The following is a 15,829-nucleotide window of genomic DNA, read 5'->3' as shown; positions in this document are numbered from 1 at the left end:
CACCAAACGAAAAGGCGGCCCCGTAAGGGGCCGCCCTAAGCGGTTTAAGCTTCTTCCGGCTCCAGCTCCGGCTCGAGGAGCCCCATCTCGGGCATGTCGACCTCCTCGTGGTTCAGGACGCGCCTCATGCGCTCGACGTCCAGCTCTTTTTCCCAGCGGGAGACCACCACGGTGGCTACGCCGTTGCCGACCAGGTTGGTGAGCGCGCGCGCCTCGGACATGAAGCGGTCGATGCCGAGGATGAGGGCAAGACCCGCAACCGGGATGGTCGGGATCGCGGCGAAGGTGGCGGCTAGGGTGACGAAGCCGCTGCCGGTGACGCCGGCCGCTCCCTTGGAGGTGAGCATCAGTACACCCAGTATGGTGATGGTCTGGGTAAGGGTAAGCGGCGTGTTGGTGGCCTGAGCAACGAAGATCGCCGCCATGGTCAGGTAGATGGAGGTGCCGTCCAGGTTGAAGGAGTAGCCGGTCGGGATGACGAGGCCGACGACGGACTTGGTGCACCCGAGATTCTCGAGCTTCGCCATCATGCGGGGCAGCGCCGACTCGGAAGACGAGGTCCCGAGCACCACCAGGAGCTCTTCCTTGATGTAGGAGATGAACTTGAAGATGTTGAAACCGCAGATCTTGGCGATGGTGCCGAGCACCACGAAGATGAAGAGAAGGCAGGTGAGGTAGAAGCTCCCCATCAGCAGGCCGAGTTTGGCGAGGGAGCCCAGGCCGAATTTGCCGATGGTGAACGCCATCGCGCCGAAGGCGCCGATGGGGGCGAACTTCATGATCAGGTTGACCACCCCGAAAAGGGCGTGGGCTACGTCATCGATGAACTTGTAGATCGGCTTTCCCTTCTCGCCCAGGGCGGAGAGGGCGATGCCGAAGAAGATGGCGAAGAAGAGCACCTGGAGGATCTCACCCTTGGCGAAGGCATCGACTACGCTGTTGGGGATGATGCTCAGGGCGAAATCGGCGAAGCTGTGGGATTTGGCGGCGGTTGCGGTGTAGGTGGCAAGCCCCTTGGTGTCCAGCTTGGTGACGTCCGCGTTCATGCCGACGCCCGGCTGGATCACGTTGATCACCAGCAGACCGATGCCCAGGGCCATGGTAGAGACGAGTTCGAAGTACAAAAGCGCCTTGCCGCCGACGCGCCCGACCTTCTTCATGTCGTCCATGCCGGCGATGCCGGTCACCACGGTACAGAAGATGACGGGGGTGATGATCATCTTGATCATCTTGATGAACCCGTCACCCAGCGGCTTCATCTCCGCCCCGGTCTCGGGCAGGTAGTAGCCCAGGGCCACCCCGATCGAGATCGCCATCAACACCTGGAAGTACAGAACCTGGTAAAACTTCTTCGCTTTCATGGTCTCTCCTTTGAAAATATTTCTATTGCAAAACCGCTCATGGAATCTGCAGCTCTTTTCGCCGGAACATCGTTTGACACCTCATATCAGCAAGACGAATACCAAGGTGTGTATACGAATGTAAGCATCCGGAATCAAATACAAAAATAACGTTTTAAGCGCGAGAAACCCCTTCAAAGGGATTAACCAAAGAAAACACCTTTGCTATTGCAATTGGAAAAGGCGCGTATTTTCGGCGGTATGCGTCACTTAACCCTGGTTAAGATCTTAACCATGGTTAACACCATTGCCGGTTGCGGGACGGTTTGCAGGGTACAGGAGGGGGTGCCGAGGAAAAAAAAGGGAGAAAAAAAAAGCGCCCCGAAGGGCGCGGCGGGCTACTCTCTTCTGTGTCTGGCTACTTACGCGACATCTTGAGACGCTTGTTGAGTGCGGGGGCCGAGATGCCGAGAAGGCGCGCCGCAATGGCCTGCACGCCGTTGGCCCGGGATATCGCCTCCTCGACGAGCAGTTCCGCCGCCTCGGCAAAAGTGGGAAGGCGTTCGAAAACGGCAAAAGGGTTTTGCCCCTGCGCGGGAAGGGGGGCGTCGCTGCGGCTCTGCCCTATGGCTTTAAGGAAGCTGTCCATGCTGAGGATGCGTTCCTTGTGCAGGCTCACCGCGTTGTACACCATGCCGCGCAGCTCCCTCACGTTTCCGGGAAAGCTGTAGGTGGCGAGGATCTGGGCGAGCTCCTTTGGCGGGGTCGGCTTCTTTTTCCCCAGCGATTTAGCCGCCTCGGCCAAAAAATACTCCAGGAGCAAAGGTATGTCGCCCACCCGGTCGCGCAGGGGGGGGATGTGTATCTTATGGGTGCAGAGGCGGTAGTAAAGGTCGCGCCGGAACTCTCCGGCCGCCTCCCGCTCCGCCAGGTCGCGGTGCGTTGCCACGACGATGCGGGCGTTCATCCGCTTGGGGCGGTCCCCCCCCAGCGGGAAGTACTCACCCTCCTGCAGCAGGCGCAAGAGCTTGACCTGCGACGCGATGCTCAGGTCGCCGATCTCGTCCAGAAACAGCGTGCCGTTACCCGCCTGTTCGATCATGCCCGGACGCGCCTGATCGGCACCGGTGTAGGCGCCGCGGACGTGCCCGAAAAGGGTATCGGCAAACACCGTGTCATCGAGGCCCGCAACGTTGACGGCGACAAGCGGCCCGGAACAACCGCTTAAGGTATGCACGGCACGCGCGATCAGCTCCTTGCCGACGCCGCTCTCCCCGGTGATCAGAAGCGGCTGGTGGCTTGGCGAAACGGCCTCGACGTAGTTGAAGAGGTCCTGCATGCGCGGGTCGCCGGTCACGATCTCGGTGAACGCCTCGGGATGCTGCAACTGCCTCGACAGCATGCGGTCCGACATGGTGCGGAACTCCTGCTGCAGCTCCAGAATCCGGATGGCGCGCATCACTCCGCCGACCAGCCGGTCCTCCTCATCGGTCTTCACGATGTAGTCGAAGGCGCCGAGCTTCATGCAGCGCACCGCGGTCTCCAGCTGATTCATGCCGCTCACGATGATGGTCATGATCCCGGGATGCCGCTCGCCGATCTGCTGCAAGAGTGTTTCACCGGCCACCTGCGGCATGGTGAGATCCAGGAGCACGAGGCCGATCCCCCCCTGGTCGAGAAGCCTCATCACCTCGCGGCTCTCCTGGCAGGTCACGATGTTGTTGATCCCGGCGCAGCTCTTCAACGTGAGCGAGAAGGACTTGAGCCAGGCCGGCTCGTCGTCCACAAGCAGGATGCTGAACGCGGGGAAAAGGGTCTTTTTCATGCTTTCCTACTCCTGTCGGGGACGGGCAGCGAGAGGGTGACGGTGGTGCCGGAGCCGGCAACGGAATAAAACTGCAGCGCGCCGCCGTGCTCCTCCACGATACCCGCGGAGACCGAAAGCCCGAGGCCGGTTCCGCCGCTGTCCCTTTTGGTGGTGAAGAAGGGGTCCATGAGGTACGGCAGATGCTCTTCCGCCACCCCCACCCCCTGGTCGGTTACCTGGAGCCGGACCACCCCTTCCGTCTGCTCATAGCTCGTGCCGATGAACACGCCGCACTCCCGGTCCGGGAGCGCCTGGCAGGCGTTCAGCACGAGATTGACGACGACCTGCTCCAGGCGCTGGCCGTTGCCGAGCACGTTCGGAAGCGAGCCGTGCAGTACAGCCTGGAAATGGTTCGTCGAGGAGCGGATGGTCGGGTCGACGAGGCGCAGCGCCGTTCGCACCACCGCGTCCAGGTCGATGAGCGTCTTCTGCCCCATGTCCTTGCGGGCGAAGTCCTTGAGATCGTTGACGATGCGCTTGATGCGCTGGGCGCCGTCCTGCATCTCGTCCAGGATGCGCGGGATCTCCTCGCGCATCTCCGAGTAAGGAACGCCCCCCAGCATGAAGTCGCCGTGATCCTGGAAATGGGCCTCCAGGATCTCACCCGCGTCGTCGTGCACGCGCTTCAAGACCGGGATGTCGAGGAGCAACAGGCCGTTTGGGTTGTTGATCTCGTGGGCGACGCCGGAGACGAGCGTGCCTAGCGAGGCCATCTTGTCCGCCTGGATCAGCTTGTCCTGGTGGCGCTTCAGCGCGTCCAGCGCCTTGTTGCGCTCGGCCACCTCCTGGGCTAGAGCGGTGGTGCGCTCGGCGACCCGTTTGTGCAGGGTCTTCGACCAGAGCGCGGTGACCGCCAGGATCACGAGAAGCGGCACGAGGATCATGGCGCCGTACCTGATGGCGAGCTCCCGCGTCACCCGTGGGGGATCGTTCACGCCGAGCCAGCGGTTGTAGATCTCGGCGTACTGGCCGGTCTTGATCACGATGGCGAGCCCCTCGTTGAACCGGGACAGCAGTTCCTTGTTGCCGCGGCTCACCGCGTAGCAGTACTGCTCGCTCACCACCGCTTTCGCCACCGGGACCACGTTGGTCAAACGCAGTTCGCGGATCAGGTACATCCCCGGAAGCTGCGCCACCACGGCGTAGTCGCACTGCCCGGAGGCTAAAAGCCGCATCGCCTCGGCCGGGGTGGGGGTGAGGACCAGATCCTTCGCGAAGCCCAGCTGCTTCAGGCGCTCGTGCATGATGCCGTCCTGGAAGACCAGCACCTTCTTGCCGCGCAGCCCCTCGAGCCCCTTCACCGGTTTCGTGTCGCGTCTTGCGAAGATGGCGTGGTGCACGATGGTGTGCGGCGGAGAGAAGTCGACCGATTGCAGACGCTGCGCCGAGTAGGAAAGCCCCTGCAGGATGTCGATGTGGCCGTCCTGGAGCCCGGCGCGCACCTCGGACCAGTTGCCGAAGCGGAACTCGACCTTCATCCCCATCACCTCGGCGATGGCGCGCGTCAGGTCGACGTTGTAACCGGCGGGGTTGCCGTCCTTGTCGATGAATTCGTAAGGTGGATAGGCCCGGTCTCCCCCCACCACGATGGTCGAGGCGGGGTCGAAATGGACCGGTTGGTCGGGGAGGAGCCCCCCGGCAGCGGCGAGTGCCGCTTGGGTGATGAGCAGGAAGGTGAGGAAGATAAGACCGGCTACGGGATGGAAGATGCGGGTCCTGAACTTCTTATCGAAGGACTTTCCTGTGCCTGTGCAGGCGTCGTGAACCACTGTTCCATCCTTGTGCGTTGGTGCGGCGCTCACCGCCCGGGGATTGCAGCGGGATAGCCCGTCACACTATCGCACGCGCAAGGCGCACAAGTCAATGAAGCTCATTGGAAAAAAATGTCCCGCCTCGGCTCCCTCTCCCTTTGGGAGAGGGTCGGGGTGAGGGCGCCGCAAGGGCTGAGACACCGCTGCAAGCACCTCCCTCACCCGCCCTGCGGGCACCCTCTCCCGAGGGGAGAGGGTTTAAGCTAGCCGTTGCGCCACGAGTTCCGCGAGGTCACGCGCCGCCATCTCCCCCTCGTAGCCGCCGGTCTTGATGCCGTCTTCGAACATGGTGAGGCAGAAGGGGCAGTTGGAGACGAGCATCGGCGCGCGGGTCTCCCCGGCCATCTGCACGCGCGCCACGTTCACCCGGGTCCCCACCCGCTCTTCGGCGAGGATACGCCCCCCTCCCCCGCCGCAGCAGAAACTCTCCATGCGGCTTCTGTCCATCTCGGTGATGTTCCCGCCGAGCCTCTCTACGATCTCGCGCGGCGGCTCGAAGATGTCGGCGTAGCGCCCGATGTAGCAGGAATCATGATAGGTGCAGTCGAAGCTCTCCCCCTTCGCCAACTTCAGGCGCCCCTGTTCGATCAGTTCGGCGAGGAAGACGGTGTAATGCTGCACGGGCAGATCGAAGTCCAGCTCACGGTAATCGCGGGCGAGCGTGTTGAAGCAGTGCGGGCAGGTGGTGACGATTCTCTTGACGCCGTACCCCTTGATCCTCTCTATGTTCTCCCGTGCCATGGTCTGGTACAGGTACTCGTTCCCAAGCTTCCTCGGGGGCTCGCCGCAACACTTCTCCTCCTTCCCCAGGATGCCGAGCCTCACCCCGGCGGCGGAGCAGATCTTCGCGAAGGCCCGTGCCACATCCTGGTTCCTGCGGTCGAAGGAGGCGTAACAGCCGACGAAGTACATGACGTCGAAAGGCTCGCCGCTCTCCAGGGTCACCACGTCGAGCCCTTCCGCCCAGGCGCCCCGCTCGGCCCAGCCGAGCCCGAAGGGGTTGCCGTTCACCTCGTAGTTGGCGATGGCGCCGCGCACCTCGTCGCCGGGAAACTTACCTTCCATGAGGGCCAGGTTTCTGCGCATTTCGAGGATCTTGTTCACGTGCTCGATGTCGACCGGACAGATCTCCTGGCAGGCCCGGCAGGTGGTGCAATCCCAAAGCACCTCTTCGGTCACGTAGCGGCAGAGATCCCCCTGCGGGTCGTTCAGCGCCATCTCCCCGACCTGCTGCACCACCCGCATCGGCGAGAGCGGCTTGCCAGTGGTCCAGGCGGGACAGCGGTCCTGGCAGCGCTTGCAAAGGGTACAGGCGTCGGCGTCGTAGACGTCCTTCCAGGCGAGATCGGTCGCCTTGGCGGCGCCGAACTGCTCCGCGCTCTCGTCCTCGAGATCTATGGTCGCGATGCTCCCCTTCGGGCGCAGGTCGGTGAAGAGGTAGTTCGCCGGGTCGGTGAAAAGATGCCGCAACTTGGTGCCGGGGATGGCGACGATGAACCCCATGGCGAGAAAGAAGTGCCCCCACCAAAGCGCCTTGTGCGCCGCCGAGATCTTCCCGAGATCCCAGCCGGCGAAAAGCGGCGTGAGCAGGAGCCCGCCTGGGGAAAAGCGGGCGAGCTCCGGGTTGACGGTCACCTCGGTGGCCGCCATGCGCAGCGCCTCCACGACGAAGCCGGTCACGAGGATGGTGAAGAGGAGGGCGTGGGCCAGGTAGTCGTCCCGCTTGGTCACGAGCCCCTCCGGCTTCACGAAGAAGCGGCGCACGAAGAGCCCTGCCAGCATGAGGATGGCAACCATCCCGGCGATATCGAGAACGATGGAGTAGGTCTTGTAGAAAGTACCCTTCAAAAAGGTGAGGTCGAAGAGGGGAACGGTGAAATCGACCTGCAGCATGATGAGGAGGGTGCCGATGAACAGCAGCAAAAAGCCCCAGAAGAAAAAGGCATGCAGCGTTCCCGGCTCGGGGACCCGGAGCACCTTGACCTGGGTCAGTGCACCCTGCAGCATGAGTTTCACGCGCAGCGCGAGGCGATCGAGGCGGTCGAGGGGCTTTGCCTGCCGGTACATGGGAAGCCGTTTCCAGAATCCGAAACCGCAGGTCCCTACGGCCAGGAACGCGAAGAGGTACATGACCCAGATGAGGCCGTGGTTGACGTTCCAGTAGATCTCGCGCGTCGCTTCCATTGATTCCCCCCGAGGTTCGGAATTGGGAAACTATAACCGAAGCGGGACGCGAGTGACAGGAAATTATACAGGGAGGACCGGCTACGTCAGGTGCCACCCCCCGGATGGACCTTTAGGCGTGGTTGCGCAGCATCAGTTCGGCGGGATGTGGGGCGAGGTAGACCTGCTTTGCCAGGTACTCCTGCCGGTATTTGGCGACGTAGTGCCGCAGCAGGGTGATGGGAACTACGAGGGGGACGAGGCCGTCGTGATAATCGCCGATGACGCCCAAAAGCTCCTGCTTTTCTTCCGCGGAGAGGTCCTTCTTGAAATACCCCATCACATGCATCAGCACGTTGGTCTGCTTCTTTACCGTGGCGTGCAGTTCCAGGGCAGTCATGAAAAGCTCCTCGTAGCGCTCAAGGAGTTCGGAAAGTGCGATCTCACGGCCGTGCGCCACCAGCGCCCCCATCTCCCGGTAATGCTGCGTCGAGTGGGACATGACGAGGAGCTTGTGCCGGGTGTGAAACTCGACGAGGCCGCCGAGCTCGGGGTTGCCGGCGAGGAAATCCTTAAAGCGCCTGAAGCCGAAGACGCGCTCGATGAAGTTCTCACGCAGCACCGGGTCGTTCAGCCGCCCCTCTTCCTCCATGGGTAGGTGCGGAAACCGCCTGACCATCGCCTGCGCGAAGAGGCCGCTGCCGCTTCTGGCCGGCATGCCGTCACGGTACACCTTGACGCGGAAGAGCCCCGAAGAGGGGGACCCCTTTTTGAAGACGAACCCGCACAGGTCCTCCCGGGCAAGGGCCTCGACCTTATCGCGGCAGAAGGCAAGCATCTGCTCGGTTTTGTCGATGCGGGTCTTGTGGGTCATGAGGCGCGGATGCTCCGGGTCACCCTCCAGGCGCATCGCCTCGCGCGGCACGCTCATGCCGGACTCGACCTCGGGACAGACCGGAACAAAGGCGAAGAAACGCCCGAGCACATCGGTCAGGTACCGGTCGTGCTTGTGGCCGCCATCATAGCGGACCTTCTCGCCCAAAAGGCAGGAGCTTACCCCGATCTTTATGGGTGCGGTGCTCGTTTGCGTCATGGTGAAGACCTCAAGTAAAAATAACGGCTAAGGAGTTTTTCGGCGCCTCATGCCATAAGAGGAAACGGCTGGGCGAAGACCCCCTCCCCGACGGAAAGCCTCACCTGCCTGGTGGGCTGCGGGGTCCTTAAATCGTGCTTTGCGGCAGAGGGTACGTAGCGGTGGAGCAGCGGCTGCTTCTTCAGCGAGTTCTCGCGGTGAGTTGGGTGGGACTGGAACGATGAAAGCACGTCTTGCTCCTTTTGCGACAGGGTCTTTGATACCATATCACAGGAGCAATTTTCCGGCCAAACCCGTAACAGGCTGATTTTACGGCAAACCACTCACCAAAGGGGTGCGAAAAACACGACAGCCGCAAAAATAGCGTCATTAAGCCGACGCTAACCGCCGGACCTTCCCTTTCCGGCCAGGCCGAAGCGTTCCTGCACCTCCGCAGGCGCCTCGTCGAAGCCCTGGAACTCCATGGTGTAGCTTCCCCTCCCCTTGGTCGCACTGCGCAGCTCGGTCATGTAGCCGAACATCTCCGCCAAAGGGACGCTCGCCCGCACGACTTCCACCTCGCCGCGCCGGTCCAGCCCTTCCACCTTCCCCCTCTTCTGCTGCAGCCCTCCGAGCACCTTTCCGAGGTAATCGGCAGGGGTCTCGAGCTCCAGCTTCATGATCGGCTCGAGGAGCATCGGCTCCCCCTCCCGGGCCGCCAGCACCACTCCCCGCTGCGCCGCCCCCCTCAAAGCCGGCTCGCTTGGGGCGACACCCGGCTCGACGGGAACTTCCACGACCTGCACCTCGAGATCGGTCATGGCATAGCCTGTGAGGCACCCTCCACGGCACGCCTCCAGGATCCCCTGCTCGACCACGGCTAGCAGTTCGGGGGTGATCGGTGCGACCGGGGTGGGCAAGACGATGCGGACCCCGGACCCGCGTGACGAGGGTGTAAGGCGCAGGAGAAGCTCCGCCTGCTCGGGGCGGCGCTCCGCGATGGTCTGGAAGACCTCGCGGCGCACCACCTCGCGGCGCAGGGCCTCACGGTACACCACGCGCGGACGCCCCGTCTTCACCTGAACACCGTACTCGCGGCGCAGCCGGTCGACGATGATCTCTAGGTGCAGTTCCCCCATCCCGGTCAGGATGGTCTGCCCGGTCTCCTTGTCCTCGTGCACCTTGAAGGTCGGATCTTCCCACTGGAAGTAATCCAGCGTACCGAGAAGGTTCCCGCGATCCTCAACCCCTTTCGCTTCCACCGCCACCGACACCACCGGCTCGGGCACGGCGACCCCCTCGAGCAGCAGGGGATGCTCGGGGTCGCAAAGGGTGTCGCCGGTAAGGGTCGTCTGGCACCCGGTCACCGCGACGATGTCCCCCGCCACGGCCTCGGCAACCTCCTCCCTGCGATGGGCGTGCATCCTGAAGAGGTGCCTGATGCGCTCGCTTGCGCCGCGCCCGGGGTTGAGGACGCTTGCCCCCTGCTTCATCCTGCCGCTGTAGATGCGCACATAGGTAAGCCGCCGTCCCTCCTCCGCCATCACCTTGAAGGCCAGGGCGCGTAGCGGCAGGCCGGCATCGCAACTGAAGCTTTCCGCATCACCGCTTCCGGGATGCCGCCCTATCATCGCCGGAAGGTCCAGTGGTGACGGGAGGAAGAAGCAAACCGCGTCCAGTACCGGCTGCACCCCTTTGTTGCGCAAGGCCGATCCGAGCAGCACGGGGAAGATACTACAGGATATGGTTCCGCGGCGCAGCGCGCGCTTCAGGCGGTGGCTCTCTACCGCGCGCCCCTCGAGAAAATCGGACATGACCTGGTCGTCGAAGTCCGCAGCGGCCTCGGTGACGGCCATGCGGGCGTTTCGGAGTGCTTCCTCGTGCTGAGCGGGGACGGGCTTACGCTCTACCGTCCTTCCGAGGTCGGTCTCCGAGAAAACGATCATCTCCTCCTCGATCACGTCGATGACGCCGGAAAAGCCCCCCTCGGTGCCGACGGGAAGCTGCAGGAGCACCGGCCTCGCCGCAAGGCGTTGCTCCATCTGGCGCAGCACATGCTCGTGATCCGCCCCGAGGCGGTCCATCTTGTTGATGAGGCAGACCCTCGGCACCCGGTAGCGATCCGCCTGGCGCCAGACCAGTTCACTTTGCGGCTGCACCCCTTCCACTGCGCTGAAGATCGCCACCGCCCCGTCCAGGACACGGACGCTCCGTTCCACCTCGATGGTGAAGTCGATGTGCCCGGGCGTGTCGATCAGGTTGATGCGGTGCTCGCCCCAGCGGCAGGAGGTCGCGCTTGCCGTGATGGTGATGCCGCGCTCCTGTTCCTGCGGCATCCAGTCCATGACCGCCTGACCGTCGTGCACCTCCCCCATCTTGTGCGTTTCACCGCTGTAGAAGAGGATACGCTCGGTGACGGTGGTCTTGCCCGCGTCGATATGGGAGATGATGCCGATGTTGCGTATGTGGGAAACGTCGCTGTCGGTAATGGCGCTGCTCCTTTCGCCGATTTTTCACGTCACTCTTTGAAAAGTTCAATGATATCGGACCAGACGCAGAAGTCAAAACGTCGTCTCTGCCAGTCGTCGCTCCGGCCTCATTGCATGTTCCTCACGCGTTGCGTTGACATTTTCACATTATATATTAAGTTTTCCCAATTCAACCGAATTGGGCATCCCTTACACCAAAGCCAAGGAGGAAGTCAAAGCATGAAAAAGATGAGCATGATGCTGGCAGTAAGCCTGTCGGCTGCCGTCGCACTGAGCGCCCCGATCCGGATCCATGCCGCCCAACAAAGCACAAGCAAAGCGGACAACACCAAAAAGAACGCCGAAAAGGGAGCCACCGCCGAGCAGCAGAAAGAGAACAAGACGGACCGCGAGATAACCAGGGAAATTCGGCGCAGCATCATAAAGGACAAGACCCTTTCGATATATGCGCACAACGTGAAGATCATCACCAAAGACGGTCACGTGACATTGAAAGGCCCTGTAAAAAACGCAGACGAAAAGAAAACAGTTGAGAAGGCAGCGGAAGAGGTTGTTGGGAAAGGTAAGATAACCAACGAGATCGAGATTGCCCACGACAAGACCAAGAAGGAAAACAAGGAAGAGAAAGAGAAAAAGGAACATACGGGGAAGTAACCGCGAACTGACGGCAGCGGCCGTGAGTCCTCCCCCTCCCGCATTACGGACCTGGGCATCGCGGCGCCTGGTGTCCGCGAGGCTGGAGGGGGAGGAGCGACACACAGCTTACGTCCCGGGATCACCCTTTTGTCCCGACCGGCGCTGCTGCTTGCGGGCCAGGATTGCCGCCCATTGCTGCTGCACCTCCTCAGGAGCGTACTTTTTGAAAAAGCGCGGGAAGAAGCGCGCGATGAGCCGGTCTTCCCAGGTAAAAGTCGCCACCCAGCGCTCCGCCGGGTCGGCGCGCTTCTCTTCTTTCATAACCCTGCCTCCGGATCACCAATGCCCCGTCAGGCTGACCCGGCTGGGCGACGCGGAGATCCACAGCTTGCCGTTGATCAGCTCCCCGGCCACCACCCCGGTCACAGACCCCAGTCCATCAGCCAGCAGGTCATACCAACTGAAGTGCGTTCCGCTGAATTCATCGACCACCTCGATGGCAAAACCGGGAATGAAAGCGAGCCCCCCGGAAAAGGCCATACGCTGTGGCTGCCCCCAGTCCTTCGTGTGATAGATGATTGTATCAGCGGTGAGGCCCAACACGCCCCCCCCTGCGAAGTGGGAGATTTTGTCTTTTTCGATGGCGTAGGCCGGAACCGTCGTAAACAGCACGATCAGAAAAACCAACGTTCTCATGGTTGCTCGCCCTCCTGTCATGATGCGTTTGCGAGCTATGGCATCAGTACGCTTGCAGGAAGCACTGCTGCTTTTAATTGTACCGGACAGGAGCCATCTCACCATGCCCTCAGGCGTTTTTTGCAGGTGAAACAAAGGACCTGCCGTTACTCATCTGATCATTCTTGCAGATAACGGGATTGTTGTATAATATCCCGTATCTCAGCCACCGGCGATGATCACCGCCCGTAAAGGAGTGCCCCATGACTAGAAACGAGATACTGGAGTTTCTGAACTCGAATCCTATTTTCCACATGGCCACCGCCGACGGCGACATCCCGCATGTAAGGGGGATGCTGCTGTACCGGGCAGATGAAGACGGCATCGTCTTCAACACCGGGAAGATCAAGGATCTATACCATCAATTGAACAGGAACCCGAGGGTCGAGCTCTGTTTCAGCAACGGCATCTTTGAAAACCTGATCCAGGTCAGGATCGCCGGAACGGTGGAAGCGCTGGACGATCTTGATCTGAAAAAGGAGATCGTGGCCAAGCGGGAGTTTCTGAGGCCGTGGGTCGAAAAGGTGGGTTACGACCAGCTTGCCGTCTACGTGCTGAGAAAGGGATCCGCAACAGTATGGACCATGGCCACCAACACCGAACCCAAGGAGTACATCCAACTCTAGCCGCCAGCATCCGCTCCAGGCAATAATCAAAGGCGTCTCCCTTAGGGGAGACGCCTTTTTCTTTGCATCGACGCTATTTAGGAATGAACGTCACAGGTGGAGACCAGGGCCCTGCTCCGGCACGGTTATGCCCCCTGACCCGGAAGCCGTGTTCCCGGTCGACGGTCAAGCCGTGAAGCACCATCGCTTCACCGACGTTGAAGACATGAGGACGCCAATTACTATCGACAGAAAGGTCCCCTTCCCCCACCTGCAGTTCCCATAGAATCACTCCAGGGAGAGGATTGACAGTAACAGCGGCGCTGCCGGAAACGGGCCCCTGATATATCGCGACCCCTTGCGCCATCAGCAGGGTGGGATCGCCCTTGCGGGATATGTTGGGGGTGAAACCGGTGTATAGAAGTACGCTCGGATCATTTACAGCCACAAGGGTGTAGTAAGCCGCTACCGAGTCCAGTTTTTTCACAGCTTCCGCCTCAGCCGCCTTGCGCTCCTTGATCTTGTTCGAATCATGGGTCAAAGATCCCTCGTGGGCGTACTTGAGCCGTTCTCTGGTGGCCAGCAACTCTGCCGCACTTGCCACACCTTGAGGTACTCCGTTTTTGAAAGCGGGGTTGTTTTCCATCGCCGCGGCCACCGACCCCAGCTCATTAATCAAGCCAACCGCGTTCATCCTGCGATACAAGCAGCCTATTGACATAGGAACCCTCCAGTTGGTTGGATTTTTTTAACAAACCAGAGTATACGGCTCGCAGTGATTTTGGCAAGTAGCAAAGTGGAGGCAGACATGTGCGGGGTGCAAGACCTCTTGCGCGCGGTGCGAGACCCCTTGCGCGCGGTGCGAGACCCCTTGCGCGCGGTGCAAGACCCTTTGCGCGCGGTGCAAGACCCTTTGCGCGCGGTGCGAGACCCTTTGCGCGCGGTGCGAGACCTCTTGCGCGCGGTGCGAGACCTCTTGCGCGCGGTGCGAGACCCTTTGCGCGCGGTGCGAGACCCTTTGCGCGCGGTGCGAGACCCTTTGCGCGCGGTGCGAGACCCTTTGCACGCGGTGCGAGACCCTTTGCGCGCGGTGCGAGACCCTTTGCGCGCGGTGCGAGACCCTTTGCGCGCGGTGCAAGACCTCTTGCGCGCGGTGCGAGACCTCTTGCGCGCGGTGCGAGCCCCTTTGCGCGCGGTGCGAGACCTCTTGCGAACGACTCGTCAGGCAGCGTGCAGACAAAAAAGCCCCGCCACCGTTAAGGGGCAGGGCTCTAAGGATGCCTGGCTGCGCGGACGCTAGAAGTTTTCGGGTGTGGAAGTGGTCTGCGCCGCAGGCTGGTGCATGGCGGCATGGGCGAGAGCCCTGTCCTTCATGGACTGCTGCATAGTCGACTGCTGCATAGTCGACTGCTTCGAAGTCGCCGCGGCCGACATGGTCTGGCCGGTCATCGACGCGGAAGCGCTGGTTCCTTGGTGGGTGCCCCCCATGGTTGCCCCCATAGTCGCCCCCGTCCCCATTCCTGCGCCCGTGCCCATCCCGGTACCTGCGCCGGCGCCCATGCCTGCAGCACCGTGGCTGCCCCCCATGCCGGAACCGTGGTCGGAGCCACCTCCCATCCCCCCACGCGCCATGCCTTGGGAGGCGAAGGAAAGCAGGGTAAGCGCGGTCACCGCATAAATGGCCATTGTTCTCTTCATGATGGTTCTCCTTTGAAGGTTTTTTGCGACTACACCTCCTCTATTACATAAGACGTGCCAAGGAAACGGTCGGGACCGGGCAGTGTCGTTACACACACTTACCGCTCCACCGCGATCAGTACTGGTACAAAGCTGCGGTGGGTCGGTGAAACATGTTGCACCGAACGATACACAGATGCGAGGTCAAAGGGGAAACAGGAAAGGGGATTTTATGGGCGGGAAAGGGAACCGGCGGCCTTTTTCGTCTAAGGTTTTGCGCGCTCGATGATCTCCTCCAGGGAGAGCCCGCGGTTGGCCCAGAGCGGAAGCTGGTCGACCGTCTCGAAGAAGGCCATCTCCTCGGCGAACGCCTCCTGCCAGGGTTCTCCATCCGGAGTGAATTTGCCGCAGGGAACGAAGGTGACGTAGCCTGGGTAGGAGGCATCGACGAAGTCGGGATCGGGTTCGCCGGGCATGGGAGGGGGAGCCAGTTCTCCCTCCTGGATGGTGAGCGGGAAGAGCCAGCAGGCGGTCGGTTTGAAGGTCCACTTGTGGACGCCGAGTTCGACGGCCAGCGCCTGCAGCAGACACATGTGATCCGCGGTGGCGAAGACGCACTTGGTCTGGTTGAAGTGGGGAGGGAAGTCATCTATCGAGAAGCCGAACGGCCGCGTCGCGGTCTTCACCCCCTCGGTTCCATCCGGCCATGCACCGTTGACGATGAATTCGTCGGGGAGACTCGGGAAGTGCTCAGGGTATCTCTGCACCACGGCGCGGACAAGCTCGGCCTCCCCGGGCAGGAGATAAACGCCGTCATAGCAGCAAAGGGCCTGACACCCGGCCGGATCGCACCCCTTGACCATCATCTGTGCATCTTTTCCCATAACCGTTTCTTCCATCACCCGGGTTAAGGCCGCCGTTGCCATCGCGGACCGAACTGAAAAAAAGAGGGGCCGCTGTAGGCGGCCCCTCTTCGTGTTCAACTTTCGGGTATGCGTGGTGCCCGGAGCCGGGGTCGAACCGGCACGTCCTTGCGAACGAGGGATTTTAAGTCCCTTGCGTCTACCAATTCCGCCATCCGGGCCGATTCCCGTTCAACTTGCTGCTAGAGGTTGTTCACACGCTCACGCAGGTCTTTGCCGGTCTTGAAGAACGGGGTTTTCTTGCTCGGAATGCTGACGATCTCGCCGCTCTTCGGGTTTCTGGCTTCGCGCGGCTCGCGGTCACGGATGGTGAAGCTGCCAAAGCCGCGGATCTCCACCTTGTCCCCCTTGGTGAGGGCCTCGCTCATGGCGTCGAATACCATGGAGACTACTGCTTCGGAATCTTTGCGGGTGAGGGCACCACGCACTTCCACCAGTTTGTCGATCAGTTCGCTCTTTGTCATTTAAACACCTCAGTCAAAAAACTATTAGATTACTCAGTCGGCGAAGT

The 15,829-nt window shown here is 61.4% G+C and carries 15 protein-coding genes and 1 tRNA gene; 2 read left to right on the top strand and 14 right to left on the bottom strand.

The features are described from left to right. Positions 1 to 44: 44 nt before the first annotated feature. The 7 genes from D6Z24_RS11560 to fusA form a co-directional block, all read right to left on the bottom strand. Positions 45 to 1,361 carry a dicarboxylate/amino acid:cation symporter gene (locus tag D6Z24_RS11560; protein WP_129126749.1) on the bottom strand — a complete coding sequence of 439 codons (1,317 nt, stop codon included), beginning with the start codon at positions 1,359 to 1,361 and terminating at the stop codon, positions 45 to 47. Between the two features lie 397 nt (positions 1,362 to 1,758). Then, on the bottom strand, positions 1,759 to 3,165 hold the full coding sequence (locus D6Z24_RS11555; protein WP_129126748.1) for a sigma-54-dependent transcriptional regulator: 1,407 nt from the start codon (positions 3,163 to 3,165) through the stop codon (positions 1,759 to 1,761). Further along, on the bottom strand, positions 3,162 to 4,976 hold the full coding sequence (locus D6Z24_RS11550; protein ID WP_129126747.1) for a transporter substrate-binding domain-containing protein: 1,815 nt from the start codon (positions 4,974 to 4,976) through the stop codon (positions 3,162 to 3,164). The genes D6Z24_RS11555 and D6Z24_RS11550 overlap by 4 nt, the downstream gene beginning before the upstream one ends. A gap of 240 nt (positions 4,977 to 5,216) precedes the next feature. Beyond that, on the bottom strand, positions 5,217 to 7,202 hold the full coding sequence (locus D6Z24_RS11545) for a heterodisulfide reductase-related iron-sulfur binding cluster (RefSeq protein WP_129126746.1): 1,986 nt from the start codon (positions 7,200 to 7,202) through the stop codon (positions 5,217 to 5,219). A gap of 112 nt (positions 7,203 to 7,314) precedes the next feature. Then, positions 7,315 to 8,274 (bottom strand): YbgA family protein, encoded by a 960-nt coding sequence (locus D6Z24_RS11540; RefSeq protein ID WP_129126745.1) that lies wholly within the window; start codon positions 8,272 to 8,274, stop codon positions 7,315 to 7,317. Positions 8,275 to 8,321: 47 nt separating this feature from the next. Further along, complete coding sequence (locus D6Z24_RS11535) at positions 8,322 to 8,504, bottom strand: hypothetical protein (RefSeq protein ID WP_129126744.1); 183 nt, start codon at positions 8,502 to 8,504, stop codon at positions 8,322 to 8,324. A gap of 150 nt (positions 8,505 to 8,654) precedes the next feature. Further along, a complete protein-coding gene (gene fusA, locus D6Z24_RS11530; RefSeq protein WP_129126743.1) occupies positions 8,655 to 10,742 on the bottom strand; it encodes an elongation factor G in 2,088 nt (695 codons plus the stop codon). 219 nt (positions 10,743 to 10,961) lie between these two features. Here fusA and D6Z24_RS11525 point away from each other — a divergent pair, with 219 nt between their 5' ends. Then, positions 10,962 to 11,396 (top strand): BON domain-containing protein, encoded by a 435-nt coding sequence (locus D6Z24_RS11525; protein ID WP_129126742.1) that lies wholly within the window; start codon positions 10,962 to 10,964, stop codon positions 11,394 to 11,396. A gap of 108 nt (positions 11,397 to 11,504) precedes the next feature. Here D6Z24_RS11525 and D6Z24_RS11520 read toward each other — a convergent pair whose 3' ends face one another. Both D6Z24_RS11520 and D6Z24_RS11515 read right to left on the bottom strand, forming a co-directional pair. After that, positions 11,505 to 11,699, bottom strand: coding sequence for a hypothetical protein (locus tag D6Z24_RS11520; RefSeq protein WP_129126741.1), 195 nt, complete (start codon positions 11,697 to 11,699; stop codon positions 11,505 to 11,507). 15 nt (positions 11,700 to 11,714) lie between these two features. Then, the gene (locus D6Z24_RS11515) at positions 11,715 to 12,074 is read right to left on the bottom strand and encodes a hypothetical protein (protein WP_129126740.1); all 360 of its coding nucleotides are present in this window, start codon (positions 12,072 to 12,074) and stop codon (positions 11,715 to 11,717) included. Between the two features lie 242 nt (positions 12,075 to 12,316). On the opposite strand from D6Z24_RS11515, the gene D6Z24_RS11510 reads away from it, so the two are divergent. After that, positions 12,317 to 12,739, top strand: coding sequence for a pyridoxamine 5'-phosphate oxidase family protein (locus D6Z24_RS11510; protein ID WP_129126739.1), 423 nt, complete (start codon positions 12,317 to 12,319; stop codon positions 12,737 to 12,739). A gap of 73 nt (positions 12,740 to 12,812) precedes the next feature. Here D6Z24_RS11510 and D6Z24_RS11505 read toward each other — a convergent pair whose 3' ends face one another. From D6Z24_RS11505 to D6Z24_RS11480, 5 genes are all read right to left on the bottom strand, one after another. After that, positions 12,813 to 13,439, bottom strand: a complete 627-nt coding sequence (locus tag D6Z24_RS11505; RefSeq protein WP_129126738.1) for a fibronectin type III domain-containing protein — start codon at positions 13,437 to 13,439, stop codon at positions 12,813 to 12,815. 575 nt (positions 13,440 to 14,014) lie between these two features. After that, positions 14,015 to 14,416, bottom strand: a complete 402-nt coding sequence (locus D6Z24_RS11495; RefSeq protein ID WP_129126737.1) for a hypothetical protein — start codon at positions 14,414 to 14,416, stop codon at positions 14,015 to 14,017. A 245-nt stretch (positions 14,417 to 14,661) separates the two neighbouring features. Beyond that, the gene (locus tag D6Z24_RS11490; protein WP_162605120.1) at positions 14,662 to 15,279 is read right to left on the bottom strand and encodes a hypothetical protein; all 618 of its coding nucleotides are present in this window, start codon (positions 15,277 to 15,279) and stop codon (positions 14,662 to 14,664) included. 113 nt (positions 15,280 to 15,392) lie between these two features. Further along, positions 15,393 to 15,479, bottom strand: a tRNA-Leu gene (locus D6Z24_RS11485). A 21-nt stretch (positions 15,480 to 15,500) separates the two neighbouring features. Then, positions 15,501 to 15,782 (bottom strand): integration host factor subunit beta, encoded by a 282-nt coding sequence (locus D6Z24_RS11480; protein ID WP_129126735.1) that lies wholly within the window; start codon positions 15,780 to 15,782, stop codon positions 15,501 to 15,503. Positions 15,783 to 15,829 lie beyond the last annotated feature (47 nt).

Source organism: Geomonas oryzae (assembly GCF_004117875.1).
In the GTDB taxonomy this organism is placed as follows: domain Bacteria; phylum Desulfobacterota; class Desulfuromonadia; order Geobacterales; family Geobacteraceae; genus Geomonas; species Geomonas oryzae.
This window is presented reverse-complemented; position numbering and strand designations above follow the sequence as displayed.

Coding starts and splice junctions, on each gene's coding strand:
- D6Z24_RS11560 (WP_129126749.1), bottom strand. CDS start 1,361: ATGAAAGCGAAGAAGTTTTACCAGGTTCTGTACTTCCAGGTGTTGATG.
- D6Z24_RS11555 (WP_129126748.1), bottom strand. CDS start 3,165: ATGAAAAAGACCCTTTTCCCCGCGTTCAGCATCCTGCTTGTGGACGAC.
- D6Z24_RS11545 (WP_129126746.1), bottom strand. CDS start 7,202: ATGGAAGCGACGCGCGAGATCTACTGGAACGTCAACCACGGCCTCATC.
- D6Z24_RS11540 (WP_129126745.1), bottom strand. CDS start 8,274: ATGACGCAAACGAGCACCGCACCCATAAAGATCGGGGTAAGCTCCTGC.
- D6Z24_RS11525 (WP_129126742.1), top strand. CDS start 10,962: ATGAAAAAGATGAGCATGATGCTGGCAGTAAGCCTGTCGGCTGCCGTC.
- D6Z24_RS11520 (WP_129126741.1), bottom strand. CDS start 11,699: ATGAAAGAAGAGAAGCGCGCCGACCCGGCGGAGCGCTGGGTGGCGACT.
- D6Z24_RS11515 (WP_129126740.1), bottom strand. CDS start 12,074: ATGAGAACGTTGGTTTTTCTGATCGTGCTGTTTACGACGGTTCCGGCC.
- D6Z24_RS11510 (WP_129126739.1), top strand. CDS start 12,317: ATGACTAGAAACGAGATACTGGAGTTTCTGAACTCGAATCCTATTTTC.
- D6Z24_RS11505 (WP_129126738.1), bottom strand. CDS start 13,439: ATGTCAATAGGCTGCTTGTATCGCAGGATGAACGCGGTTGGCTTGATT.
- D6Z24_RS11495 (WP_129126737.1), bottom strand. CDS start 14,416: ATGAAGAGAACAATGGCCATTTATGCGGTGACCGCGCTTACCCTGCTT.
- D6Z24_RS11490 (WP_162605120.1), bottom strand. CDS start 15,279: ATGGGAAAAGATGCACAGATGATGGTCAAGGGGTGCGATCCGGCCGGG.
- D6Z24_RS11480 (WP_129126735.1), bottom strand. CDS start 15,782: ATGACAAAGAGCGAACTGATCGACAAACTGGTGGAAGTGCGTGGTGCC.